Source organism: Neolewinella agarilytica, from assembly GCF_900110645.1.
In the GTDB taxonomy this organism is placed as follows: domain Bacteria; phylum Bacteroidota; class Bacteroidia; order Chitinophagales; family Saprospiraceae; genus Neolewinella; species Neolewinella agarilytica.
On sequence record NZ_FOFB01000011.1, the window covers coordinates 63,564 to 89,515 of the forward strand.

Annotated in this window: 18 protein-coding genes, 5 tRNA genes and 1 pseudogene; 20 read left to right on the forward strand and 4 right to left on the reverse strand. The window is 50.3% G+C overall.

Features of this window, described 5'->3' with window-relative positions; translation table 11 throughout:
- Positions 1-25: 25 nt before the first annotated feature.
- Complete coding sequence (gene manA / locus BM123_RS11190) at positions 26-1,228, forward strand: mannose-6-phosphate isomerase, class I (RefSeq protein ID WP_090168358.1); 1,203 nt, start codon at positions 26-28, stop codon at positions 1,226-1,228.
- Between the two features lie 18 nt (positions 1,229-1,246).
- Positions 1,247-2,179 (forward strand): GDP-L-fucose synthase, encoded by a 933-nt coding sequence (fcl, locus tag BM123_RS11195; RefSeq protein WP_090168361.1) that lies wholly within the window; start codon positions 1,247-1,249, stop codon positions 2,177-2,179.
- Positions 2,180-2,349: 170 nt separating this feature from the next.
- Here the strand turns inward: fcl and BM123_RS11200 are convergent, their stop codons facing one another.
- The gene (locus BM123_RS11200; protein WP_090168364.1) at positions 2,350-3,408 is read right to left on the reverse strand and encodes a phosphotransferase enzyme family protein; all 1,059 of its coding nucleotides are present in this window, start codon (positions 3,406-3,408) and stop codon (positions 2,350-2,352) included.
- Positions 3,409-3,446: 38 nt separating this feature from the next.
- Positions 3,447-3,812, reverse strand: a pseudogene (locus BM123_RS11205) (glycoside hydrolase family 65 protein); the annotation flags it as partial.
- 676 nt (positions 3,813-4,488) lie between these two features.
- Between BM123_RS11205 and BM123_RS11210 the strand changes: the two are divergent.
- The gene (locus BM123_RS11210) at positions 4,489-5,643 is read left to right on the forward strand and encodes a hypothetical protein (RefSeq protein ID WP_090168367.1); all 1,155 of its coding nucleotides are present in this window, start codon (positions 4,489-4,491) and stop codon (positions 5,641-5,643) included.
- A 232-nt stretch (positions 5,644-5,875) separates the two neighbouring features.
- On the opposite strand, the gene ftcD is transcribed toward BM123_RS11210, so the two are convergent.
- On the reverse strand, positions 5,876-6,850 hold the full coding sequence (ftcD, locus tag BM123_RS11215) for a glutamate formimidoyltransferase (RefSeq protein ID WP_090168619.1): 975 nt from the start codon (positions 6,848-6,850) through the stop codon (positions 5,876-5,878).
- A gap of 54 nt (positions 6,851-6,904) precedes the next feature.
- Between ftcD and BM123_RS11220 the strand changes: the two genes are divergently transcribed.
- The 17 genes from BM123_RS11220 (at position 6,905) to BM123_RS11300 (ending at position 25,373) form a co-directional block, all read left to right on the forward strand.
- Complete coding sequence (locus BM123_RS11220) at positions 6,905-7,924, forward strand: tetratricopeptide repeat protein (protein ID WP_175489338.1); 1,020 nt, start codon at positions 6,905-6,907, stop codon at positions 7,922-7,924.
- A 223-nt stretch (positions 7,925-8,147) separates the two neighbouring features.
- On the forward strand, positions 8,148-9,059 hold the full coding sequence (locus BM123_RS11225) for a tyrosine-type recombinase/integrase (RefSeq protein WP_090168374.1): 912 nt from the start codon (positions 8,148-8,150) through the stop codon (positions 9,057-9,059).
- Between the two features lie 122 nt (positions 9,060-9,181).
- Positions 9,182-9,255 (forward strand) — tRNA-Thr (locus BM123_RS11230).
- 49 nt (positions 9,256-9,304) lie between these two features.
- Positions 9,305-9,386: transfer RNA gene (locus BM123_RS11235), tRNA-Tyr, on the forward strand.
- A 118-nt stretch (positions 9,387-9,504) separates the two neighbouring features.
- Positions 9,505-9,577: transfer RNA gene (locus BM123_RS11240), tRNA-Gly, on the forward strand.
- Positions 9,578-9,625: 48 nt separating this feature from the next.
- Positions 9,626-9,697 (forward strand) — tRNA-Thr (locus BM123_RS11245).
- Between the two features lie 213 nt (positions 9,698-9,910).
- On the forward strand, positions 9,911-11,104 hold the full coding sequence (tuf, locus tag BM123_RS11250) for an elongation factor Tu (RefSeq protein WP_090168377.1): 1,194 nt from the start codon (positions 9,911-9,913) through the stop codon (positions 11,102-11,104).
- Between the two features lie 863 nt (positions 11,105-11,967).
- Positions 11,968-12,040 (forward strand) — tRNA-Trp (locus BM123_RS11255).
- A 195-nt stretch (positions 12,041-12,235) separates the two neighbouring features.
- Positions 12,236-12,430 carry a preprotein translocase subunit SecE gene (gene secE / locus BM123_RS11260; protein WP_090168380.1) on the forward strand — a complete coding sequence of 65 codons (195 nt, stop codon included), beginning with the start codon at positions 12,236-12,238 and terminating at the stop codon, positions 12,428-12,430.
- Positions 12,431-12,442: 12 nt separating this feature from the next.
- Entirely contained in the window at positions 12,443-12,985 is a 543-nt protein-coding gene (gene nusG, locus BM123_RS11265; protein ID WP_090168383.1) for a transcription termination/antitermination protein NusG, read from the forward strand.
- Between the two features lie 85 nt (positions 12,986-13,070).
- The gene (rplK, locus tag BM123_RS11270) at positions 13,071-13,517 is read left to right on the forward strand and encodes a 50S ribosomal protein L11 (RefSeq protein WP_090168386.1); all 447 of its coding nucleotides are present in this window, start codon (positions 13,071-13,073) and stop codon (positions 13,515-13,517) included.
- Positions 13,518-13,661: 144 nt separating this feature from the next.
- Positions 13,662-14,354 carry a 50S ribosomal protein L1 gene (gene rplA / locus BM123_RS11275; RefSeq protein WP_090168389.1) on the forward strand — a complete coding sequence of 231 codons (693 nt, stop codon included), beginning with the start codon at positions 13,662-13,664 and terminating at the stop codon, positions 14,352-14,354.
- Between the two features lie 22 nt (positions 14,355-14,376).
- Positions 14,377-14,907 carry a 50S ribosomal protein L10 gene (gene rplJ / locus BM123_RS11280; protein WP_090168391.1) on the forward strand — a complete coding sequence of 177 codons (531 nt, stop codon included), beginning with the start codon at positions 14,377-14,379 and terminating at the stop codon, positions 14,905-14,907.
- A 134-nt stretch (positions 14,908-15,041) separates the two neighbouring features.
- Positions 15,042-15,419: a 50S ribosomal protein L7/L12 gene (gene rplL / locus BM123_RS11285; RefSeq protein WP_090168396.1), complete on the forward strand. Its 378-nt coding sequence runs from the start codon at positions 15,042-15,044 to the stop codon at positions 15,417-15,419.
- Between the two features lie 299 nt (positions 15,420-15,718).
- Positions 15,719-19,543 carry a DNA-directed RNA polymerase subunit beta gene (gene rpoB, locus BM123_RS11290; protein WP_090168399.1) on the forward strand — a complete coding sequence of 1,275 codons (3,825 nt, stop codon included), beginning with the start codon at positions 15,719-15,721 and terminating at the stop codon, positions 19,541-19,543.
- Positions 19,544-19,735: 192 nt separating this feature from the next.
- Complete coding sequence (gene rpoC, locus BM123_RS11295) at positions 19,736-24,121, forward strand: DNA-directed RNA polymerase subunit beta' (RefSeq protein ID WP_090168402.1); 4,386 nt, start codon at positions 19,736-19,738, stop codon at positions 24,119-24,121.
- A 151-nt stretch (positions 24,122-24,272) separates the two neighbouring features.
- Positions 24,273-25,373 (forward strand): tryptophan 2,3-dioxygenase family protein, encoded by a 1,101-nt coding sequence (locus BM123_RS11300; RefSeq protein ID WP_090168405.1) that lies wholly within the window; start codon positions 24,273-24,275, stop codon positions 25,371-25,373.
- Positions 25,374-25,407: 34 nt separating this feature from the next.
- Here the strand turns inward: BM123_RS11300 and BM123_RS11305 are convergent, their stop codons facing one another.
- Positions 25,408-25,941 (reverse strand): DsrE family protein, encoded by a 534-nt coding sequence (locus BM123_RS11305; protein WP_090168408.1) that lies wholly within the window; start codon positions 25,939-25,941, stop codon positions 25,408-25,410.
- Positions 25,942-25,952 lie beyond the last annotated feature (11 nt).

Below are 25,952 nucleotides of genomic sequence, written 5' to 3' on the forward strand. Positions count from 1 at the left end.
ATTACACCTATTTAAACTTAAAAACATGAGAAATACCTCCGCCACTTATCTTGAAGGCACTCTTCAGCACTACGACTGGGGGGGCTATGATTATCTGGCTACCTTGACCGGTAAGAAAATGCTCAAGGGAAAAACTACTGCTGAACTCTGGTTGGGAGATCACCCCAGAGCCCCGGCCCGCGTTTTAGGACAAGAGCTAAGTTTACGTGATCTGATTAGGGCAAACCCTGTTAAAAGCCTGGGAGAGACCATAAGTCATCGATATGGTGATCGCCTGCCGTTTCTTTTCAAAGTGTTGGATGTTCGTGAAATGCTTTCTATTCAGGTGCACCCGAACAAAGCCGCTGCGGAACGTGGTTTTGCCCGTGAAGAAGCCTGTGGACCTGAGCGGACGGCACCCAATCGTAATTACCGGGACGATAATCACAAACCAGAACTTGGGGTGGCGCTCACCGATTTCTATCTGCTACATGGTTTTCGAGACGAAGAATGCATCGCCTGGACCCTCCAAAAAGTGCCCGGCTGGGAAGCACTGCAACCCATACTTCGTAAAGGTGGAGTTCAGCAGTTATATGAGTTCGTCATGTCCGCCGAACAATCTGTAGTGGATCGGCTTCTGCAGCCTCTTATTGATAGCTTACCACCGTACGAGAAGACAAGTAAAGAGGATATCGCTCACTGGATACACAAAGCGGTAAAAAAGTATAGCCAGGAACAACACCATGACCGGGGCATTTTCAGTATTTGTTGGTTCAATATTGTACACTTACTCCCGGGGCAGGCTATCTATCAGGACGCTGGTGTCCCACACGCTTACTTAGAGGGTATATGCGTTGAAATCATGGCCAATAGTGATAATGTGCTGCGCTGTGGTTTGACTCCGAAATATATTGATGTGCCAGAACTATTGGCTCATATCTCTTTCTGTCCCGTCCGCCCAAAACTGTTAACGGCCTCAGAAACAGAAGAAGATTGGAGGATTTATCCTACTCCCGCACCAGACTTTCAACTTGCTGTTGCTACGCCCAGGGCAGGGAAAACGCTCTTGCTCGATACTCTTAGGGGGCCTAGTGTGCTGTTTTTGCTGGAAGGCTGCCTGATCGAAGAAGGGGAGGGCGTAAAACTAGACCTCTCTAATCGTGCAGTATTTGTTCCTGCCGGTTCGACCATCCTCTTTCAAGTGAAGGAAAACACCAAGGTCTATAGAGCATCTCCGGGGAAATTATAAACGTACTCAAAAAGAACAATGAATAAAAACGCTAAAATTTATGTTGCAGGCCATCGCGGCATGGTGGGGTCTGCCATCGTTAGAAATCTGGAAAAAAAGGGTTTTGAAAATATCTTGTTCCGTAACAGCAAGCAACTTGACCTAAGAAATCAACAATCCGTCCAAAATTTTTTCTACGCCGAAAAACCAGAGTATGTTTTTTTGGCAGCCGCTAAGGTGGGAGGCATTCTGGCAAATAATTCTTACCGCGGAGAATTCCTTTACGATAACCTAATGATCGAAGCAAACGTAATCGAAGCGGCACGATTAACTAAGGTGGGTAAATTAATGTTCCTCGGGTCTTCTTGTATCTATCCCAAATTGGCTCCGCAGCCACTTCTTGAAGAAAGTCTGCTTACCGGCCCTCTGGAACCAACCAATGAACCATATGCTATTGCCAAAATCACGGGCATTAAGCTTTGCGATGCCTACCGACACCAATATGGCTGTGATTTTATCTCAGTTATGCCAACCAATCTATATGGCCCAAACGACAACTATGATCTTAAAACCAGTCATGTTCTTCCAGCATTGATTCGAAAATTTCATGAGGCAAAAAAACGAGGCGATAACGAGGTGGTAATATGGGGCACCGGTTCTCCACGGCGGGAATTTCTTCATGCTGATGACCTGGCTGATGCTTGTGTATACCTCATGAAGGAATTTAGTGACTATGGGTTTGTCAATATCGGTACCGGAAAAGATATAAGCATTCTTGAACTCGCTCATCTCATTAAAGATGTCGTAGGATTTGAAGGAAGTATTACTCATGATAGAAGTAAACCTGATGGCACTCCCCAAAAATTAATGGACGTCAGTAAGCTCCACGCCCATGGCTGGAGACATCAAATAGGCTTATCCCAGGGGGTCCAGGCAGTCTATAATGATTTGTCGGCTCAGGAATGGTTTTAAGACCTCTGTGTTTGTAAGTGTGTTCCATTTTGACGGTATCATGCGCCACTTGAGAGGCTGGCATGGTACCGTCGTTTATTTTAGAGCTGATTGAAATTGAAGCGAAAGACACAATGACCTGACTAATAGCCGATTATCATGGTTGTATAAAGAGACGGTAAGATTCGGACTCAATTTTTGAGTAAAAGCTCCGCTAGCTTTAACTGATTCCGCCCCCGCACCAGGTTGTGCTCTGGATACTTCGTTGTATAGTAAACATCGCCCTCAAAGTAGTCGGTCAAAAAACGAACGGCCATCAGGTACGCCAGAAGGGCTCCGGAGCGCGGCAGATAGTGTAGCTCCGCCGGGTTCAGTAGGTCCCGGGTAACCGAGAGATAGCCTTCCGTGAAGGCCCGGTATTTCTCCCGGTCGACGTCCAGCAACTGTAGGTCCGCCTCGTCTTCCGCCACCGTGGCGGTGGCGGTGCGGATGCCGTCTCCGTAGTCGAAGTGAACGATGCCTGGCATAACGGTGTCCAGGTCGACAACCGCCCTTCCCCGACCGTCCGGCGTCAGAAGCACGTTGTTGAATTTGGTGTCGTTATGGGTGACGCGGGTGGAGAGCTTACCGTTCTCCCAGGCCCGCTGGATGGCCGTTAGCCCATCCGCCAGTTCATACACTCGCTTAATTTCGGACGGGCATTGGCGGACCCTTTCTGCCAGTTTCGGTACACTGGACTTTAGGGCACCCTCGAAGTTCCGCAGTCGGGAGACGACGTTGTGAAAGTCCGGTAATACGGGCGTGAGCTGCTTCGCATTGAAGTCGGAGAGGAAATTCAGGAAGTGGCCGTAGGAACGGGCGCCAGCGTAAGCTTGCTCCGCGGTTTCTACTACATCGTAGGAGACTAAGCCCTCCAGGAAATCATACATCCGCCAGTAACCACCCGTTTCATCCTGATGCCAGCGTTTACCGTTGTGGGCGGGGATCAGGCGAAGCGTCATTTGCTCTCCGGCCTCTCCATCCGCCGTAGCGATCCGTTTACGCAGATGATCGGTGACGCTCTCAATATTTGCGCTCAGAGCAGCCACGTCCGGAAAAACGTGGTGGTTGATGCGCTGAAGGAGGTAGCTGCTACTATTCGTCTTTACCAGGTAGGAAGTGTTGATGTGGCCAGAGCCGAAGGGAGTAATCTGTTGGATGTTGTAAACGGGCCGGAAGCCCGCAGCTATGCCAGTTAACGGTGTTGTCATTTTACGACGAAAGTTTTCTCCTCGGGGCTTACGCCGGTGACGGAAAGCTTATCTCCTACGTCGAAGGTCGTTACCAGTTCTGCCGTTCTCATGTTTAACTCCTGACGGAAGTTGCTGATGTTTTTAGGTCCAATGCGTGCACCATCCACGTCAAGATTCATGTTCAGGTGGTTGAACGTTTTAAGGATGTTAGAAACCCGCCCTCGCTGGTAGTTGTCGTATACCCCATTAAGTACAACGTCCTGAATGCGCATGGGCTCCGGGCTGCTCACCAGACCCACCATCCCGTTAGCTACAGTGATGCCGTAGTAATGCTTGGGGTCTATATCGTCGGCCGTAGTCGTCCATTGAGCAAATAGGAAACAAGGCAACAATTCGAAAAAGAGGAAAAAGAATTTTTGCATGATTGGTAGACTTAAACACGGCTAATGTCCGAATAATCGAAAGTACAGACAAATTAAAATGATGGGGGCTTTACAGGGCGGGTACAATCAAATTGTCGCTGTAACCCTCTCTAACTCTCCAAAGGGGTGAACCAAAAGTGACAATCTTGTTTTCGCCCTGTAGGGCAATTACTGGAACAGGCACTTAAAATAACTCACTCAGTTTCCATTTCAGAAAATAGTCACTTGATTCACATCCTTGTGTTAGCTTTTGCTGTAGCTACAAAGTAGTTGCGTAGATAGGCGAAATCTTAATTTTCTATGGAGTTTCAGATTGATTGCTTGCGACTTTAAGGTTTTCGACAGAAAAATACTGTTTGGGTTTGTAGTTTCACACACACACACACGTATATTGCAGGCATGAAATTAGATGGCCTATTTTATAATATAGGTCATAAGAAAACTAAATCCTATTTTTGATGAAGCGATATATTATAGCCTTATTAATATCAATCTTTTCTTTTCTCCCCATAATGGACGCTCAAACCTCTAGGTGTCCTGCGGGTACAGTTGAAAAGCCAGCCTTATCTTATATCGACCAGTGTAACTGGGCAGGTGCACTCGTACTGTAATGTCTTTATTGCACAGTCGTCTTGTTGTCTTCCATCAGGTCCTAGAGCACAAGACCAGTAGGTTAATGAAAATTTTTAATCTCTTTGCCCTATCGCTGTTACTTGTTTATAGCTGCGACTCTGACGACCAGAATAAACAATATCATGCCCCGATAGAAATTGATTTTGCCATTACGGATTCAATCACTCTCCCACAACCAGAAAATGAATATTGGTACGGAGGGATGATAGAATCAGGGGAAGAAGTAGTGCATTATTTATTGTATGACAAGCCAAATGAAAAAGCATTTGAATTAGGAAGCTATAGTAATACAAAGGGCTACCGTCTGATCCGTCAAATGAAATTATTTGAGAATGGTTTGATGGGGAACAGGGTAAGCAGTTTTGGATTGCTTGGGGAAAAGTCTATTCTACTGGTGACTGATGGTGGTGTACACTTGTATAACCTAGAAGGACAACTTGTAAGATCAGCTCGCGAAGAAGCTCCTTTAATAGACATGATGAACTCATCGGTTCATACAGTCATGGAGCAGGATTCATTAAATGGCTTTCTTGTTTCCCATCAAAATAGCGGAGAGGAGACATTAATGACAACTGACCCGGAGTTTTATCAAAAGCACAAGCTTTTTTCTTTCTACAAATATGAAGATTTAATGTATCAGAACCATGTGTTAGAGATAGATCCTGAAAGCAAGATGCGCTCAACTCAATCTCCGCGTGGATACTATAATTTTTCAAGTATTAATGCCAGTAATAAAAACGAGTTGTTAGTGGTATGTAACCCCGTACCTAGATATGCCCTTTACACATTAATTGCGCCTTTTCAAATCAAAGAGGCTTATGATATCAATTTGCCTTGGTTTCAAGAAGAGGCGATTAATACACCAATGATCTATAGCCTATATACGACGAGTTCTTTTACGGGTGTTGCAATAGATGATCGATACCTGTATTTCTCTGTTAGGTCTGGTGTGCCACAAGATGAAATAAAGCAAGGGGTTAGTCCGGAGGATGGTTTTAAATTATTTGTAAAAAACAATAAAAACTATCTAGTTGTTCGAGAACGTTCCTCTGAGAAGTATTATCAGACAATCTTACCTGCGAAAGTAAATAGTTTAGTTACTTCTTTTCAAGACGGACGTTTGTTATTAACTCAAAACATTAATGAAGTAGAATCCAAGGAAGGAGTTACTCTTTATATTGCTAAAATTTACCACTAAAATACTGCCTTGTGAAACGTATTGTTGTGTTTTCATTATTGTTCATGTTTGGGATTGCATTATATGCAGCCTGTCAAGCAGGCTTTTTAAGCCAGCGAGCATATGCAACGCTTGACTCTGATGGGAGAATTGTAACACATTGTGGATCTACTCCCTATAATGCCTATTGTTGTTGGCCAAAGGGGCCAGTTACGGAACAATAATTTTGCAGGCTGGATAGCGTTCCGGCGAGCTACACCAACTCCTCCAACACCCGCTCCCGCCAGTCAAACGCCTCCAAATCTGATAAGCCGAGGACGGCAACGGCCGCCTCCAGCTCCCCCTCCCGGCTGCCGTCAAAACAAAAAGCCTTGCCAGCTTTGCGGAGATACTTTTCGGGGATGAGGCCAATGAGCTCCGAGCCCGTAACCCGGCCCCCCATACCCTCAGCCAGATTAACGGAGGTGAGGTAGACGCGGGCCAGGTCGGTTTTGTCGGCGTCAACGACGTTGCAGCTGATCTGGCAACGCCCAAACTCTTCAATGTGCCAGCCGATGGCTTTGAGACCGGGAAAGAGGCCGGGCGTTCCTTGGCGGCCACTACCGCGCAGCTTCGCCGCCAAAGCTTTTGCTGTGGCCAGCGACACCTCCGGCGCCAGATTGATGTTCCAGGCAATCAGGAAAGGGCGGGCACCGAGTACGGTTGCGCCGAAGCGCTCGTTAAGCGCCGGACCGTAGTCCGGTTGCCAGTCGGAGTCCTTTATTTTTTCGGGTAGTCCTTCATATTCGCCCCGGCGAATGTCCGCCAGGTTCTTGCGGTGAGGAGCAGACGCGGACGCTTCGTACAAATAAACGGGGATGCCCAGGCTTTGCCCCAAAAGCTCCCCCAGCACCTGCGTGCGCGCCACCAACTCCTCCATGCTGATCCCGGAGATGGGAACGAAAGGGCAAACGTCCACCGCCCCAATGCGCGGATGCTCGCCCTTATGGCGACGCATATCGATCCGCTCGGCCGCTACCTTATATATATGGTAGGCCGCTTCAAAAACGGCATCCGGGCTTCCTGCGAAGGTGAAAACGGTCCGGTGAGCCCCCTCCCCACTATCCTGATGCAACAATTGGCAGCCATCAACCGCCTGAATCGCCGCCGCGAAGGCCGCCAGCGTGGCGGCATCCCGACCTTCGGAAACATTCACAATACATTCAACCAGCGGGGTGGGGTGGGGCATAGTAACTTTGCGTTCGTCAGCGTTAATTCGTTGGCCACAAAGCTATACTACTTTATGCATCGATTCCTTCCATTGTTAATTCTTCTTTTCCTCTTCGCTTGTAATGGGGAAACTTCACCTGAACGGGCTGTCACGGAAACGCCGGATTCCGGAGACCCGGCCATTAACGAACTCAATGCGGCCATCGCCGCTAATCCGGCTGACGCCGACCTCCTGGCCCAGCGCGCCACGATGTGGTACGACAAAGACAACTATGATGCCGCCATCGCTGACCTGCAGCGGGCTTTACTCATCGATAGTACCAACATCAGCTACCACTACAACCTAAGCGATGTCTATCTCGATTACTACCGTAGCCGGCTTGCCCTGCGTACGCTGGAACGGGCCGCGCAACTTGAACCCAATAAGGTAGAGACCCAACTTCGCCTGGCGGAGACGCAGATCATCCTGAAGCAATATGATGATGCCTTTCAGTCACTCAATGAAGTGACGCGCCTGGACCCCCGCAACCCCGATGCTTATCTCTTACTAAGTGAGGCCTTCCTGGAAACGGGGGACACGGCCCGGGCCATTAAGGCCGCCGAAGAAGTGACCGAGATTGATCCGGATATGACGGACGCTTTCATCAGCCTCGGGCAGCTACTCTTCGCCAAGGGCCTGCCGCGTGCCGGCCAGTATTTCGATGCGGCGGTGGCCATTGATCCGGAAGATGCTTACGCCCTGCATGCTAAGGCAGATTATCTGCGGGATACAGAGCAAATCGATAAAGCCATTGAGACCTACCGGCGGGCTAGTCTGGTGGACCGGCAATACGTAGCCGGCTTTTTCAATGCAGGCCTGCTGTTAATGGAAATGGACAGCATCGAGCGCGCTTTTCGGGAGTTCGACCTCGTAATCAAAAACGATCCGGTGCACATCAGGGGCTTTTTCTTCCGGGGCTACGCCAGTGAGTTACTGGGCAATCTGAAGGAGGCACAACAGGATTATGAAGTCGCACTCCGCTATGCACCCGATTATGAACTGGCACTGGAAGGACTGAGCCGGGTAAAAACTTTCATGGATCAGAAGGAATAGCGGCGCGGGACCGCAGGTGCAATAAAGGTTGAGGTCGCAGGGTTTTCAAAAGGGCCCGAATCGCCCACAAGTACACTGTACTAGCTATCTTGTCGGGCTGGCCGCTATTCAGCACCCAACAGTAATCCCTGTTGTTAACTCCAGCCGCTAGCGGCGTGCCTCTTCCCTCACGGTAGCTACTATCCAACTAACATTACTACTATTACTATCACACTACACCCCCATGCACTTCCACGAGTTTCTCGCGCATCTCCGCCACCAGCGTCGTCTGAGTGAGCATACGGTCACGGCTTATTCGGGGGATCTGTCCCAATTCGCGACCTTCTGCCTGGAAGAATATGACGTTACATCTCCCAAGGGGGTTAGCCGCGAACACATCAAGGCGTGGCTCGCCAGTCTGATGACGCAGGATTTGGCCGCTGCCTCCATCCGTCGAAAGCTATCCGCGCTCAAAGCCTTTTATGCTTACCGTCAGCAGCGGGGGCAGCAGCAGGAAAACCCCACCCTCCGCATCCCTACCCCTAAACTGGGCCGTCGCCTGCCGGCGACCATCGCTGCGACCGACCTTAAACGTCTCTTTGCTGCCTTTCCGGACCCTACGCAAAACACTCATTTCGGTTTGCTGAGGGACCATCTTCTGCTCGCCTTATTGTATCAGACGGGTATGCGCCGGGCGGAACTGATCGGACTTACGGAAACAGACATCGATCTTGATAACCGACGGCTTACCGTTTTGGGAAAAGGGAATAAGCAGCGCTTGATTCCACTGGGCGGCGGTCTGACGGAAATTTTGGAGGCTTACGGGAGCCTGCGTGCCACTACTTTTCCGGATTTGGAGACTAATTCCTTGCTCCTGACGGACCGTGGGCGAAAAATTTATCCAAAATTCGTCTACAATACGGTGGTTACATACCTGGAAGACTTTACCACTGAAGAAAGGAAGAGCCCACACGTTTTGCGGCATACTTTCGCTACACATTTGCTGGAAGGGGGCGCAGACCTCAATGCAGTAAAGGAATTATTGGGTCATGCGAATTTATCTGCTACTCAACTGTACACCCACAATAACGTGGCAAGGCTTAGAGAAATCTACCGTCAGGCCCATCCGGAAGGGGAAAAAAAGAAAGAAGAATGAACTGCAACTAAAAAATAAATTCATACTGTTTTGTCAATTGTAAGAAAGGACTTACCTTTGCAATCGCTTTTGGAAAACGACCAAGAGTTTAGTTGAAAATCTGGTTCAGATTACTGATTTAAGCCGATATAGCTCAGTCTGGTAGAGCAGCTGATTTGTAATCAGCTGGTCGGCGGTTCGAATCCGTCTATCGGCTCTCATTTCTAGGAGGCCATGGCCTCGTTAGTAATCTGAAAATTTTCACCGGGGGTGCGCTACAGTTGGAGAGGTAGGTTGGACTGTAAATCCAATGTTTCGGCTGAGTAGGTTCGAATCCTACCACCCCCACACCATATTAGATTGATGGTAAGATAGAAGTGATGAATTATGAGGTACTACCGTAATACGGAGCTGCATGGTGGAACATGTGGTGTATCTTGTAACTTAAAGGTCTGTCAATCTACAAGCGGAAGTAGCTCAGTTGGTAGAGCATCAGCCTTCCAAGCTGAGGGTCGCGGGTTCGAGCCTCGTCTTCCGCTCTAAAAGAAATCGCAACGGCGATTTCTAATTAGACAAAATCACCATTTGCCGACGTAGCTCAGGGGTAGAGCACTTCCATGGTAAGGAAGGGGTCGTGAGTTCAAATCTCACCGTTGGCTCATAGGGACAGCGGAAGGGTAGCCTTCTCTGGGGGCGCTTAGTTCAGCAGAGCGTAGCGACCACGACCTTGGGAGTAAATCTCACCGTTGGCTCAGACGATGGTACATCGTAACAAAATTAATCTTCGGCATCCGCTGAAGAAGGGGCGGCCGGGGTGCGGTTCGCATCCCTGACCAAACTAGTTTTTTAATCCCCTAAATGCTTAAGCTGAAATGGCTAAGGAAACATTCAACAGAGATAAGCCGCACGTAAACATCGGCACTATCGGTCACGTAGACCACGGTAAGACTACCCTTACGGCTGCGATCACTTCCGTTCTTGCGGATGCTGGTTCTGCTGCTAAAATGTCTTACGACAGCATTGACTCCGCTCCGGAAGAAAAGGAACGTGGTATCACGATTAACACGGCTCACGTTGAGTACGAGACGGCTAACCGTCACTACGCTCACGTTGACTGCCCCGGCCACGCTGACTACGTAAAGAACATGGTAACGGGTGCTGCTCAGATGGACGGTGCTATCCTTGTAGTAGCTGCTACTGATGGCCCAATGCCTCAGACGCGCGAGCACATCCTCCTGGCTCGTCAGGTAGGTGTACCTAATATCGTAGTATTCATGAACAAGGCTGACCTTGTTGATGATGAAGAAATGCTTGAGCTCGTAGAAATGGAAGTTCGCGAACTTCTTTCTGCTTACGATTATGATGGTGACAATGCCAGCATCGTAATTGGTTCTGCTCTTAAGGCTCTCGAAGGAGACGCTGACGGTGTTAAGCAGGTTCAAGACCTGATGGCTGCCGTTGACGCTGAAATCCCTGAGCCAGAGCGTCTGGTTGACCTTCCTTTCCTCATGCCTGTTGAGGACGTATTCTCTATCACTGGTCGTGGTACGGTTGCTACCGGACGTATCGAGCGTGGTGTTGTAAACGTAGGTGAAGCCGTTGATATCATCGGTATGCAGGAAACGGGCAAGAAGCTCTCTTCTACCATCACTGGTGTAGAGATGTTCCGTAAGATCCTCGATCGCGGTGAAGCTGGTGATAACGCCGGTCTCCTCCTTCGTGGTATTGAAAAGACCGCTATCAAGCGTGGTATGGTAATCTGTAAGCCAGGTTCCGTAAAGCCACACACTAAGTTCAAGTGTGAGGTATACGTTCTCTCTAAGGACGAAGGTGGCCGTCACACGCCATTCTTCAACGGCTACCGCCCACAGTTCTACTTCCGTACCACGGACGTAACTGGTGACGTGAAGCTGCCTGAGAACGTTGAAATGGTAATGCCAGGTGACAACGTTACCCTGGAAGTTACTCTCCTCAACGAGATCGCCATGGAGAAAGGTCTCCGCTTCGCTATCCGCGAAGGTGGCCGTACCGTTGGTGCCGGTCAGGTAACTGAAATCCTCGACTAATATGCCTTAGGGCTTTATCGCCCAGGCTTATAAGTCTTCCTATTGTGAAAGTTAAGTACCTAACTGCGGGTACTTAACTTTCACTTTCTTAGGAATTGTGTACTTTTGCAGCCGCTTAGCGACGCAAAATGTCTCTTGAGGAGTAAAATCCTCTTCCCAAACCTTGAACGTAAGGTTTGAATTTATTTACGGGCGTAGCTCAATGGTCAGCACACTGTCTCCAACCGCCGTAAGGCAGCCGCGAACAGCGCAACCATCAGGCTGGGTCCCAGACCTTGAACGTAAGGTTTGAATTTATTTACGGGCGTAGCTCAATTGGTCAGCACACTGTCTCCAACCGCCGTAAGGCAGCCGCGAACAGCGCAACCATCAGGCTGGGTCCCAAACCTTGAACGTAAGGTTTGAATTTATCTACGGGCGTAGCTCAATTGGTCAGCACACTGTCTCCAACCGCCGTAAGGCAGCCGCGAACAGCGCAACCATCAGGCTGGGTCCCAAACCTTGAACGTAAGGTTTGAATTTATCTACGGGCGTAGCTCAATTGGTCAGCACACTGTCTCCAACCGCCGTAAGGCAGCCGCGAACAGCGCAACCATCAGGCTGGGTCCCAGACCTTGAACGTAAGGTTTGAATTTATTTACGGGCGTAGCTCAATGGTCAGCATACTGTCTCCAACCGCCGTAAGGCAGCCGCGAACAGCGCAACCATCAGGCTGGGTCCCAGACCTTGAACGTAAGGTTTGAATTTATTTACGGGCGTAGCTCAATGGTCAGCATACTGTCTCCAACCGCCGTAAGGCAGCCGCGAACAGCGCAACCATCAGGCTGGGTCCCAGACCTTGAACGTAAGGTTTGAATTTATTTACGGGCGTAGCTCAATTGGTAGAGCACTGGTCTCCAAAACCAGCGGCTGGGAGTTCGAGTCTCTCCGCCCGTGCAAATATCCGGCTTAACGAAGCTGGATTATTTAAAAGAATAGGCAGGAAAGATTTCTTCCCCCCAGCACTTAGCCTCCAACTGCCGAAGGCAGCCGCGAAGCTAAATCAGCGGCTGGGAGTTCGAACTTAGCGAAGCGGTCTCACGGCCCGACGCAGTCGGGCGTAATCTCTCCTCCCGTGCAAACATTACAAAAATGGACAAATTAGGACTATACCTGCGGGAAAGCTATAACGAACTGGTTCACAATGTGACCTGGCCTAGCTATGGTACCCTTCAGACTAATACTATCCTCGTCCTTGTAGGCTCGGCGATTTTTGCTCTGCTCATCTTCGTTATGGATGTGGTTTGGCAGTTTGTCGTTGATTTCGTTTACGGACTAAGCCTCTGATAAAAAAGGATAATGGCAGTAACTAAGTGGTACTCTCTGCGGGTAATCAGCGGTAAGGAGAAGAAGATCAAAGAGCGGATCGAGAAAGAGATTCAGCGCAATCAGTGGGAAAACCATGTGATGAAGATCATCGTGCCTACGGAGAAGGTATATAAAATCCGTGGTGGCAAGAAGGTCATCTCTGATCGTAACATCCTTCCTGGGTATATTCTTGTAGAAGCAGATCCCTATGCACTGAACGCAGAACTCGTTGATGCGATTACCAGTCTGCCCAATGTCATTCACTTCCTCGGCAGAAGCGAGCCGATCCCGATGCGGGACTCTGAAGCTAACCGTCTGCTCGGTAAAGTTGACGAGAGTCTGGAAGCTGCCGATACGATGATCGAGCCCTTCATCGAAGGTGAAACGGTCAAAATTATTGATGGCCCGTTCAACGAGTTTGTTGGCGATATCCAGGAAGTAAACGAAGAAAAGAAGAAGCTAAAAGTGATCGTAAAGATCTTTGGCCGTGGCACTGAAGTTGAACTCAACTTCATGCAGGTCGAGAAGCAATAAATTAATACCCCGAATAATTCCAAACGTCGGAGGAACGGTCTGATCTCGTCATTCTGTTCCGTCAGCACGACACAAATAAGCTACTATGGCTAAGGAAGTAGAAACTTTCATCAAATTACAGGTCCGCGGTGGTGGTGCTAACCCAGCTCCTCCGGTAGGTCCGGCTCTCGGTGCCAAGGGAGTCAACATCATGGAATTCTGTAAGCGCTTTAACGCCGCTACACAGGATCAGCAGGGAAAAGTTCTCCCGGTTGTTATTTCCGTGTACAAAGACAAGTCTTTTGACTTTATCATCAAGACGCCACCAGCGGCCATCCAGCTGTTGGAAGCATCTAAGCTCAAGAAGGGCTCTCAGGAATCTAACCGGATTAAGGTTGGTAGTGTAACCTGGGATCAGGTTCGGACCATTGCAGAAAGCAAAATGGTCGACCTCAACTGCTTCACCGTTGAAAGCGGAATGAAGATGGTGGCGGGTACTGCTCGCTCCATGGGTATCACCATCAGCGGTGATGCTCCCTGGGATGCTAACTAAACCAATCGTTTAGTCGCAAGGCCTTCCGTTCGGCACAACGAACGATCGAAATCAGAATCATAACGCTGGTCATCTTTAAGGTGTCTGGCAGAAGGGAGCGCAACCTTAGGGAAGCGCGTCATTTACCTCAAATTTTTAATTATTATGGCAAAACTTAGTAAAGCACGGAAAGCCGCTGCCGAAAAGGTCGATGTCGACAAGCAGTACAGCCTCACCGAGGCCACGGCCCTTGTAAAGAAGGTCAACACTGCCAAGTTCAATGCATCGGTTGACGTACACGTACGTCTCGGAATCGACCCCCGTAAGGCTGATCAGGCGCTGCGTGGTACCGTTACCCTGCCTCACGGCACGGGAAAAACCAAGCGCGTTGTGGCATTCGTAACTCCCGATAAGGAGCAGGAAGCACTCGATGCGGGTGCTGACTTCGCCGGCCTCGATGAGCTGGTAACCAAAGTAAACGACGGATGGACCGACTTCGACGTTGTAGTGGCAATGCCACAGACGATGGCAAAGGTTGGTCGTCTTGGTCGCGTTCTTGGTCCTCGTGGCCTGATGCCAAACCCTAAGACGGGCACGGTAACTATGGACGTAGCTCAGGCAATTGCTGACGTAAAGGGTGGTAAGATCGCCTTCCGGGTAGACAAGTTCGGTATCGTTCACAGTAGCATCGGTCGCGTCGAGTTCACCCCCGAGCAGCTGAAGGACAATGCTAACGAACTACTGGGAACTCTGGTACGGATGAAGCCATCCAGTGCTAAAGGTACCTACATGAAATCTGTTACCATGTGCTCTACCATGAGCCCAGGTATCAAGATCGATCCGAAAACCATTGCTTAACCGTCCCTCAAACTAACTTACCATGACTAAGACAGAAAAAGGAGCGGCAATCGAGCAGCTCAAGGAGCGATTTGAGAACAATGAGTTTTTCTACATCGCTGACGCTTCTACCATGACCGCTGAGAAGACCACCGAACTGCGTGGTATGCTCTTCGAGAAAGGTATTTCCATGCAGGTTGTTAAAAACACTCTGGCCCGTAAGGCGCTGGAGGCCCTGCCGGAGGAAAATAACTACAGTGCCGTTTTTGACGCACTTAAAGGCCCCACGGCCATCATGTTCACGGAAGTAGCCAATGCGCCCGCTAAAGTGATCAAGGAATTCCGTGGAGCGGACGGTGAACGTCCGATTCTGAAAGCCGCCTACATCGCAAGTTCCGTTTACACCGGTGACGAACAGCTTGACGCTCTCGCTAAGCTAAAGTCCCGCGAAGAAATGATCTCCGATGTGCTTACGCTTCTCCAGAGCCCCATGCAGAACCTGCTTGGTGCCCTCAACAGTGGCGGCAGCAAAATTGCTGGCATTCTCAAGACGCTCGAAGAGCGCGAAGCATAATCAAAAGCGTTTTCAGGGCTTCCCGCCTGAGAGGAGCAACCTGCTTAACCATTTGACTGCTTGAATTAATCCATTTGGCTTCCAAGCTGATATACGCGATCTACTCGTAAATCACTTTTAAATACTTTTTTATTATGGCAGATGTAAAATCAATCGCCGAATCACTCGTAGGACTTACCATTAAGGAAGTTACCGAGCTCGTAACTATTATGAAGGATGAGTATGGCATCGAGCCTGCTGCCGCAGCTGTCGCCGTCGCCGGTGGTGGTGGAGGTGGTGGTGATGAAGCTGCTGCTGCTAAGACTGACTTCGACATCGTTCTTGAATCTGCCGGTGGCAGCAAGCTCAAGGTGGTGAAGGAAGTTAAGTCACTCCTCGGTCTTGGCCTCAAAGAAGCTAAAGAACTGGTTGACGGTGCTCCCGCTACGATTAAGGAAGGCGTTGCCAAGGATGAAGCCGAAAGCATCAAAGCTGCTCTTGAAGAAGCTGGTGCTACGGTTGAACTGAAGTAATTCAGTTCCCTACCCAAGAAATAGATGGGGGCGAAGCCTCGGCCTCGCCCCCACTAATTCTTGTTTTAAGAGGTGTTAACTAACGCCTTTTAGCAGCTTAGCAGACGGATTGTCTGGCTAAGCTATTTGCGTATAAAGAATTGCCGGTTCGGTGAAACTTTTTAGGGATAAAAATTGTCTTATCAATTCGCATTCCCTACTCCCGCCCGGGCAAACGCGCCCGGCCCCCTATAAATCATCTCAGATCAGACCCACCGCGGACGGTTTGCATCTGGGCACAATATAAAGGAAAACTGCTAATGACGTCAAACGGCCAGATCCTTAACGCCGAAGAGCAACGGGTGAGCTTCGGTAAGATTAAGCTTACAGATCATTCTCCCGATCTTCTTGAAATCCAATTAAAATCTTTCCAGGAGTTCTTCCAACTCGAAACCACGCCCGAAAACCGGGCTTTAGAAGGTTTATACCGAGTCTTTCAGGAAAACTTCCCGATTTCCGATACCCGGAATATCTTCAACCTGGAATTTCTCGATTATTTCGTCGACCCTCCCCGCTACACCATTCCTGAGTGTATGCAAAGAGGACTTACCTACAGCGTACCGCTGAAGGCTAAGCTTCGTTTGTCTTGTAATGACGAGGAGCACGTTGACTTTAAGACCATCGAGCAGGATGTATTTCTTGGAAACATCCCTTACATGACCCCCAAGGGTACCTTTGTTATCAACGGTGCTGAAAGGGTGATTGTATCTCAGCTTCACCGTAGCCCCGGTGTATTCTTTGGTCAGAACTTCCACCCGAACGGTACGGCCATTTACTCGGCCAGAGTAATCCCCTTCAAAGGGGCCTGGATGGAATTTGCTACCGATATCAATACGGTGATGTATGCCTACATTGACCGGAAGAAAAAGTTCCCCGTTACCACGCTGCTTCGTGCTATCGGTTTTGATAGCGATAAATCAATCCTTGACCTCTTTGGTCTGGCGGATGAAGTGCCCAACACCCGGGAAGCACTCACTACGGCCATCGGCCGTAAGCTGGCCGCACGTGTGCTGCGCGCCTGGACGGAAGACTTTGTAGACGAAGACACCGGTGAGCTTGTTATCCTGGAGCGTAATGAGATCATTCTCGAGCGTGATACCGTGCTCACGGAAGATAACATCGAGGACATCCTTGCTGCTGATGGCATTGAAAACATCATTCTGCAGAAGGAAGATGTTGGTATGGACTACAGCATCATCTACAACACGCTTCAGAAAGATCCGTCCAGCTCTGAAATTGAAGCCGTACAGTATATATACCGTCAACTTCGCGGCAGTGATCCACCAGATGAGGAAACTGCCCGTGGTATCATCGACAAGCTCTTCTTTAGTGATAAGCGCTATAACCTCGGTGAAGTAGGACGCTACAAGATCAACCGTAAGCTTCAGGCAGGAACGGATGATGAAATTCTGGTATTAACCAAGGAAGACATCATCGCTATCGTTAAGTACCTCGTTGCTTTGATGAACCAGCGCGCTGAGATCGATGATATCGATCACCTCAGTAACCGCCGTGTTCGTACGGTGGGTGAGCAGCTCTACGCTCAGTTTGGTGTCGGTCTGGCCCGTATGGCCCGGACGATCCGTGAGCGGATGAACGTTCGTGACAACGAAGTCTTTACCCCGATTGATCTGATCAATGCCCGGACTCTGTCCAGCGTTATCAACTCTTTTTTCGGTACCAGCCAGTTGAGCCAGTTCCTCGACCAGACCAACCCGCTTTCTGAAATCACCCACAAGCGGCGGATTTCCGCTCTTGGACCTGGTGGTCTGAGTCGTGAGCGTGCAGGTTTCGAGGTGCGTGACGTTCACTACAGCCACTACGGCCGTCTCTGTACGATTGAAACACCGGAAGGACCTAACATTGGTCTGATCTCTACCCTCTGTGTACACGCCAAGGTGAACAAAATGGGCTTCCTGGAAACACCTTACCGTGCCGTCGAAGACGCACAGGTGGTGATGAAAGGTGAGCCTATCTACCTGAGTGCTGAGGGCGAAGATTTCAAGAAGATTGCCCAGGCTAACTCTGAAATTAACGAGAAAGGTGCTTTTGTCAGTGATCGGGTAAAAGCTCGTGACCACGGTGACTTCCCCGTGCTCGAACCTTCTGAGATTGAGTACATGGATGTTGCCCCTAACCAGATTGTTGGGGTGTCGGCTTCCATGATTCCTTTCCTGGAGAACGATGATGCCAACCGTGCCCTGATGGGCTCGAACATGCAGCGCCAGGCCGTTCCACTGCTCCGCCCCTCCAGCCCGATTGTGGGTACTGGTTTGGAAGGTAAAGTAGCCCGGGATAGCCGGATGCTCATTAACGCCGAAGGCGAAGGTGTTGTAGAATACGTTGACGCAAACGAGATCATCGTTCGCTATGAGCGGACGGATGAAGACCGTCTGGTTTCCTTCGACGATGACCGCGTAACCTACGTTCTGACCAAATTCCTGCGTACTAACCAGGGTACTTGTGTTAACCTCAAGCCGATTGTTCGTAAAGGACAGAAGGTGAAGAAGGGACAGATCCTTTGTGATGGCTACGCTACGGAAAAAGGAGAGCTGGCGCTTGGACAGAACATGAAGGTTGCCTTCATGCCCTGGAAAGGATACAACTTCGAGGATGCCATCGTACTCTCTGAGCGCGTTGTCCGCGAAGACGTCTTTACCTCCCTTCACATCGAGCACTTCGAAATGGACGTGCGCGACACCAAACTGGGAGAGGAAGAACTGACCAATGACATTCCTAACGTCAGTGAGGAAGCCACCAAAGACCTGGACGAGAACGGTATTATCCGTGTCGGTGCCTGGGTTAAGGAAGGCGACATCCTGATCGGTAAGATTACCCCGAAAGGAGAAAGTGATCCTACTCCGGAAGAGAAACTTCTTCGTGCCATCTTTGGTGACAAAGCTGGTGACGTAAAGGATGCTTCCATGAAAGCCAGCCCCTCTCTGAAAGGAGTGGTAATTGGTAAGGACCTCTTTAGCAAGACCAAGAAAGACCAGAGCCAGAAGGACGCCGAAAAGATCAAGCTCCAGAAACTGGAGGATGAGCACAAGGTGAACCTGAATAAGCTCAAGACACTGCTGGTTGATAAACTGGACAAACTGGTGCGCGGTCGCGCAAGCCAGGGAGTTAATACGATCTACAACGAGCCCGTTGTACCGAAAGGAGAGAAGTTTACTCAGTCTCTGCTGCGTGACCTCGACTTTACGTCAATTGATTACACCGGTTGGACGACCAGCGAGGACCTCAACCAACTCATCGCCCGCCTGCTGCACAATTACAGCATCAAGGTAAACGAGGAAGTTGGTCGCTACAAGCGTGAAACGTTTAACATCAGCGTTGGTGATGAACTGCCCGCAGGTGTACTTAAGCTCGCTAAGGTTTACCTGGCTAAGAAGCGTAAGCTGAAGGTTGGTGATAAGCTTGCCGGCCGTCACGGTAACAAGGGTATTGTATCCCGCATCGTTCGTGATGAGGACATGCCATTCCTGGAAGACGGTACGCCGGTTGATATCATTCTGAACCCACTGGGTGTACCCTCGCGGATGAACCTGGGCCAGATTTTCGAAACGGTTCTTGGTTGGGCCGGTGAGAAGCTCGGCATGAAGTTCGGCACGCCGATCTTTGACGGTGCGAGCCAGGATGAGATCGAAGAATACATCCAGCAGGCAAAGCTGCCCAGCTTGGGTCAGACTTACCTCTTTGATGGTGAAACGGGTGACCGTTTCCACCAGCAGGCGACGGTAGGGGTGATCTACATGCTTAAGCTCAGCCACATGGTTGACGATAAGATGCACGCTCGTTCCATCGGCCCCTACAGTCTCATTACTCAGCAGCCGCTGGGTGGTAAGGCACAGTTCGGTGGCCAGCGCTTCGGCGAGATGGAGGTGTGGGCATTGGAGGCCTTCGGTGCCGCCAATATCCTGCAGGAGCTGCTCACCATTAAGTCGGATGACATTCAGGGACGCGCCAAGGCCTACGAGGCCATCGTTAAGGGCGATAACCTGCCGGAGCCTAACATTCCGGAGTCGTTCAACGTATTGGTACACGAGCTTCGTGGACTGGCGCTAGACGTGAAATTCGACTAAGCGCAGCGGGAAACGATCTTCCTCAGACGGAGGAGGATCACATTTTTGAAAAGTTAGCTTTTTTGGCGCGAACGCAGGTGCAATGTTTGTTTGTACCGCCGGCTTCAGCCGGCGGATGCCGACTGAAGTCGGCAGTACAACTTACTCTGCACCTGCGGCCGCGCCACCAAAGCCTTCCTTATAAAAAGAAATATGGCATTCAAAAAGACAAATAGCATCCAGAAGCAGGACTTCGATTCTATCACCATTAGCCTCTCAAGCCCGGACGAGATCCTGGAGCGCAGCTTTGGTGAAGTATTGAAGCCTGAGACGATCAACTACCGTAGCTACAAGCCGGAACGTGATGGTCTTTTCTGTGAGCGGATCTTTGGCCCGGTCAAAGATTACGAATGTTACTGTGGTAAGTACAAGCGTATCCGCTATAAGGGTATCGTTTGTGACCGTTGTGGAGTTGAAGTAACCGAGAAGAAGGTTCGCCGGGAGCGTATGGGGCACATCCGCCTCGTCGTACCGGTTGTTCACATCTGGTTCTTCAAGAGCTTACCTAACAAAATTGCTTACCTCCTTGGCTTTAGCTCCAAGAATCTGGAAAGCATTATTTACTACGAACGCTACGTGGTCATCAATCCCGGTATCCGGGAAAGTGATGAGATTCACCACAAAGCACTGATTACCGAAGAACAGTACCTCGATATTCTCGAGACGCTGCCAATCGAGAATCAGCAGCTCGAAGACGGTCACCCGGACAAGTTCGTCGCCAAAATGGGCGCCGAAGCCGTTCGTGACCTTCTCGAAGGCCTTGAGCTTGACAGCCTCAGTGATCAACTGCGCCACCAGGCCAGCACCGAGACGAGTCAGCAGCGTAAGAGCGAGGCCCTCAAGCGTCTCCGCGTAGTGGAGGCTTTCCGTGATGCGCAGAAGCACATCGTGAACAAGCCCGAATGGACGATCATCCAATACCTGCCCGTAGTTCCACCGGAACTGCGCCCGCTGGTACCACTGGACGGTGGTCGCTTCGCTTCTTCTGACCTCAACGATCTCTACCGTCGTGTGATCATCCGTAACAACCGCCTTAAGCGTCTGTTGGAGATCAAAGCTCCGGAAGTGATCCTGAGAAACGAAAAGCGGATGCTGCAGGAGGCTGTAGACAGTCTCTTCGACAACAGCCGTAAGTCTAACGCCGTAAAGGCTGAAGGTGGTCGTGCCCTGAAGTCGCTCTCTGATATCCTGAAGGGTAAGCAGGGACGTTTCCGTCAGAACCTCCTCGGTAAGCGTGTTGACTACTCCGGTCGTTCCGTTATTGTTGTAGGCCCGACGCTGAAGCTGCACGAATGTGGTATTCCTAAAGGAATGGCAGCTGAGCTCTTCAAGCCCTTCGTGATCCGTAAGCTCATTGAGCGTGGTATCGTGAAGACGGTAAAGTCCGCCAAGAAATTGGTAGACCGTAAAGAGCCCGTAATCTGGGAAATCCTGGAGAACATTCTCAAAGGACACCCCGTGATGTTGAACCGGGCACCGACGCTTCACCGTCTGTCCATTCAGAGCTTCCAACCGAAGCTGATTGAGGGCAAGGCGATCCAGCTGCACCCACTCGTTTGTTCGGCCTTTAACGCCGACTTTGACGGTGACCAGATGGCCGTTCACGTGCCATTGAGTCAGGCTGCTATTCTGGAAGCCCAGGTGCTGATGCTTTCGGCTCACAACATGCTGAACCCGCAGAACGGTACGCCGGTGACACTGCCTTCGCAGGATATGGTATTGGGTCTGTACTACATCACTAAGGAGCGGACCGGTACTGCCGAGCGCCCCGTACCTGGTGAGGGCCGTCGTTTCTACAGCCCCGAGGAAGTGATGATTGCTTACAACGAGGGCAAGCTTGACCTGCACGCTAAGATCAGTGTCCGCGTCCCCGTTGAAGTAAAGGATGAAGAAGGCAATACGAAACTGGTAACGAAGCTGACCGAGACCACTTGTGGCCGGGTGATCTTCAACAGTGCGATGCCGACTACGGTACCTTTCCAGAATGTTCTGCTGACCAAAAAGAACCTGAAGAAGGTGATTGGTGATATCATCGATCGGACCAGCTTTGCCGTTACGGCTATCTTCCTTGACAAGATCAAGGATATGGGCTTCCGTTGGGCATTCAAAGGTGGTCTTTCTTTCAACCTTGGTGACCTGATCACTCCTTCCGTTAAGCAGAAAGTCCTTACCCAGGCCCGCGTTGACGTGGACGAGGTGATGGACAACTTTAACATGGGTCTGATCACGAACAACGAACGCTACAACCAGATCATTGATAAGTGGACGTACGCGGATAACCAGATTACCAGCACTCTGATGGAGGAACTGGCCGAGCACAAGCAAGGCTTCAACTCTGTATACATGATGCTTCACTCCGGTGCCCGTGGTTCTCAGCAGCAGATTAAGCAGTTGTGTGGTCTTCGTGGACTGATGGCCAAGCCGAAGAAGTCTAATGATGCCGGCCCTGCGGTGATCGAAAACCCGATCCTCTCCAACTTCGTAGATGGTCTTTCCGTACTGGAATACTTTATCTCTACGCACGGTGCCCGTAAGGGACTGGCCGATACGGCCCTGAAGACGGCGGATGCCGGTTACCTGACGCGTCGTCTGGTAGACGTTGCACAGGATGTTGTAGTAATGACGGCGGATTGTGGAACCCTTCGAGGTATCGACACTTCTGCCCTTAAGGAGAACGACAAAGTGATCGAGAGTCTGGAAAGCCGGATTGCCGGCCGCTATGCCCTCGAAGACATTCTCCACCCCGTAACCGACGAGGTAATCGTTGCGGCCGATGAGTACATCAACGGTAAAACCGCAGCCTACATTGAGCGGGAAGGTGTGGAAGAAGTAACTATCCGTTCCGTCCTCACCTGTGAGGTTGAGCGTGGTGTATGTGCCAAGTGCTACGGTAAGAACCTGGCAACCGGCCGTAAGGCGGAGATGGGTGATGCCGTTGGTATCATTGCTGCTCAGTCCATCGGTGAGCCGGGAACCCAGCTGACACTGCGTACTTTCCACGTAGGTGGTATTGCCTCGGTAACCCGCCAGGAGTCTGAGCTCCGTTCTAAGTTTAACGGTAAGGTATTGTTTGACGATATCCGCACCGTTGAGTCTGAGAACGAGATGGGAGAGAAGCAGAACGTTGTTCTTTCTCGCTCCGGTGAAATCCGGATCGTAGATGAGGAGACGAATAAGATCTTCACTACTCAGCACATTCCTTACGGTGGTACCTTGCACATTCAGGAAGGTCAGATTCTTAAGAAGAATGACCTGATCGTTGAGTGGGACCCCTACAATGCCGTTATCGTTTCTGAATTCAACGGTATCGCCCGTTTCTCCGACATTGACGAAGGGGTAACCTTCCGTACGGAGCGGGATGACCAGACTGGTTACACCGAGAAGGTGGTGATCGAGACCCGGGATCGTAAGAAAATTCCGACGATTACCATCGTCAACAAAGATGGTGAGGAACTCCGCCAGTACAACCTGCCGGTAGGTGCCTACATCAGCATTGAAGATGGTGCTGAAGTGAAGACGGGTGAGAAAATCGTCAAGATTCCACGGAAGGGTGGTAAGATTGCGGATATCACCGGTGGTCTGCCGCGGGTAACGGAGCTTTTCGAAGCGCGTAACCCAAGTAACCCTGCCGTTGTATCTGAGATTGACGGTATCGTTACCTTCTCCAAGAAGATCAAGCGTGGTAACCGCGAGCTAATCGTGGAAGCGAAGGATGGTCAGAAGCGTAAGTACCTGATCAACCTGAGTAAGCACATTCTTGTGCAGGACCAGGATTTCGTTCGGGCAGGTATGCCACTCTCTGATGGTGCGATTGCTCCACGGGATATCCTCAACATTAAAGGCCCATTCGCCGTACAGACCTACCTGGTTAACGGTGTACAGGAAGTTTACCGTTCGCAGGGTATCACGATCAACAACAAGCACATTGAAGCCATTGTGCGTCAGATGATGCGTCGTGTTCAGATCGTGGACCAGGGAGATACTACTTTCCTCGAAGGAGAAGCCGTTGAGCGCTACGAATTCTTTAAGCAGAATGACTGGATTTACGACAAGAAAGTCATTACGGACGCCGGAGAGAGTGAAACCTTCCGTGCTGGTAAGATCGTAACGATGCGTGAAGTCCGCGAAGAGAACAGCCGCCTGAAGCGGGAAGATCTGAAGACGATGACTTTCCGCGACGCCCAGGCTGCTACCAGCTTCCCGCTGCTGCAGGGTATTACGAAGTCTTCCCTCGGTACGCCGAGCTGGATTTCTGCCGCATCCTTCCAGGAGACGACGAAAGTTCTTTCTACTGCCGCCATTGCCGCCAAGCGCGACTACCTGGAGGGCCTGAAAGAAAACGTTATCGTTGGTAAGCGAATCCCCGCCGGTACCGGTATGCGTAAGTACGATCGCCTGTTCGTTACGACGCAGGAGGCTCAGGATCAGTGGGAAGCCCGTCAGGCTGCTTTCGCTGAGGAAGAGGCTGCTGCACGTGCCGCCGAAGAAGCTTCTGCCGTAAGTGCGGAGACTTCCGGCGAGGTTGAGTCTGCTGAATAAGACTCCGATTCCGATACAGATTAGAAAAGGGAACGCCCCGCTGACTTAGGTTGGCGGGGCGTTTTTGGTTGAGGGATAGATGAAAAAGCAGGGGCTGATTACAAAATCATCACTGGGTCAGACCTAATGGTACGCACCCTATCTTCGCCCTATGGCCAATGAAAAATACTCTACCGTTCATTATCACAATTACCTGGAGTTGGATGCTCTGCTGTCTTTACAAAAAGAACGCAGTGCCGCTCTGGGCAAAGCGGCGCACGACGAGACGCTATTCATCATTATGCACCAGGTGTATGAGTTGTGGTTCAAGCAAATCTTACATGAGTTGGATTCCGTCTGTGGAATGTTCCGGACAGAAACGGTGAACGCTGATAATATGCAAACGGTACTACTACGCCTTCAGCGGGTATCGGTCATCATTGACCTGATGATTGAGCAGATCAAGACGATGGAGACGATGACGCCGCTTGATTTTCTGGAGTTCCGCGATTTTCTGTTTCCGGCATCGGGTTTTCAAAGCATGCAGTTTCGGATGATTGAGTCAACGCTGGGGTTGCGGGAGGAAGACCGGATGACTTACCACGGTAAGTCTTACAAAATTGTCTTCAACGAAGAGCAAACGGCACGCCTCACAGCCATTGAAGAGGGCGGAAGCCTGTTTGAATTAGTGGAGGGTTGGCTGGAGCGCACCCCCTTTCTACGGTTTGAAGGCTTTGATTTTCTGACCGCTTACAAGAAAGCCGTTGACGAAATGGTCACCAAGGAGCAGGCGGCCATTAGGGCCAGCGAATACATCCCGCCAAAAATGAAAGAAATGCGTCTTCGGATGGTCGGAGACAGTAATAGTTATTTCAAGCACGTTCTTTCGCGGGAAGAGCATGAGCGGATGATAGCGGAGGGGGAATGCCGTTTATCCTACAATGCCACGATTGCGGCGCTACTCATCAATTTATACCGGGAAAAGCCTATTTTGAGTATTCCCTTTAACCTGCTGACCGAGCTGATGAACATTGATGAATTGCTCACCACCTGGCGCTACCGTCACGCTCAGATGGTAATGCGGATGATTGGGAACAAGATCGGGACGGGCGGTTCCTCCGGACACGACTACCTGGCCAAAACAGCCGAAAAGCATAAGATCTTTAAAGATCTGCATAATATATCTTCGTTGTTAATCCCAAGATCGTCCTTGCCCGTTTTGCCGGAAGGCTTGGGACGAGAATTAGGGTTTTACTACGGGAGCGGGGCGTAAAAGAGTGATTACACTATAGCTGTTAAGCGCCAGCTTAAAACTTAAAAACAGCGTAGCCCTTCAATTGATAGGTGCTGACGGTAGTCAGCATTGAGGTAGCTACTTCTACGTCAGGGTTGACGGCGGAAAGGGGGATTTCCCGGCCGAGGAGAGATTGGCCACAGACGGTCAGGCGAACACCGGCGTCCTTCAGTGCTTTGATCAGACCAATGTTAGGGTTGTCGACTCCATGCTTTTTGCGGTAGCTGTCATTGTCAAGTACGCTAAAAGTGGCACCACCGTGAATCGCCAGGACAACGTCAAGCTTACCCGGTGGTACACCGCCCACCACGTGAAGATTGAGCATCCGGGCTACGTTGTTGAGGCCTGAGGCAAGCTCCGTTGGCTCTTTAGCACCAGTGTAAACATCAACCACGATTTTATAGACCTGAGTCGGGTCAGGTTTCATAGTAGCAGAAGGAATGTCGAAGATGCCACCATAGTCTTTAACGAGCGGGAAAACGCGTTCCTGAGCGCTGAGGGTTAGGGTAGCGGTGAAAAGAAGAAGGAATAGCCATTGACGTTTCATGAAGGCAAGGT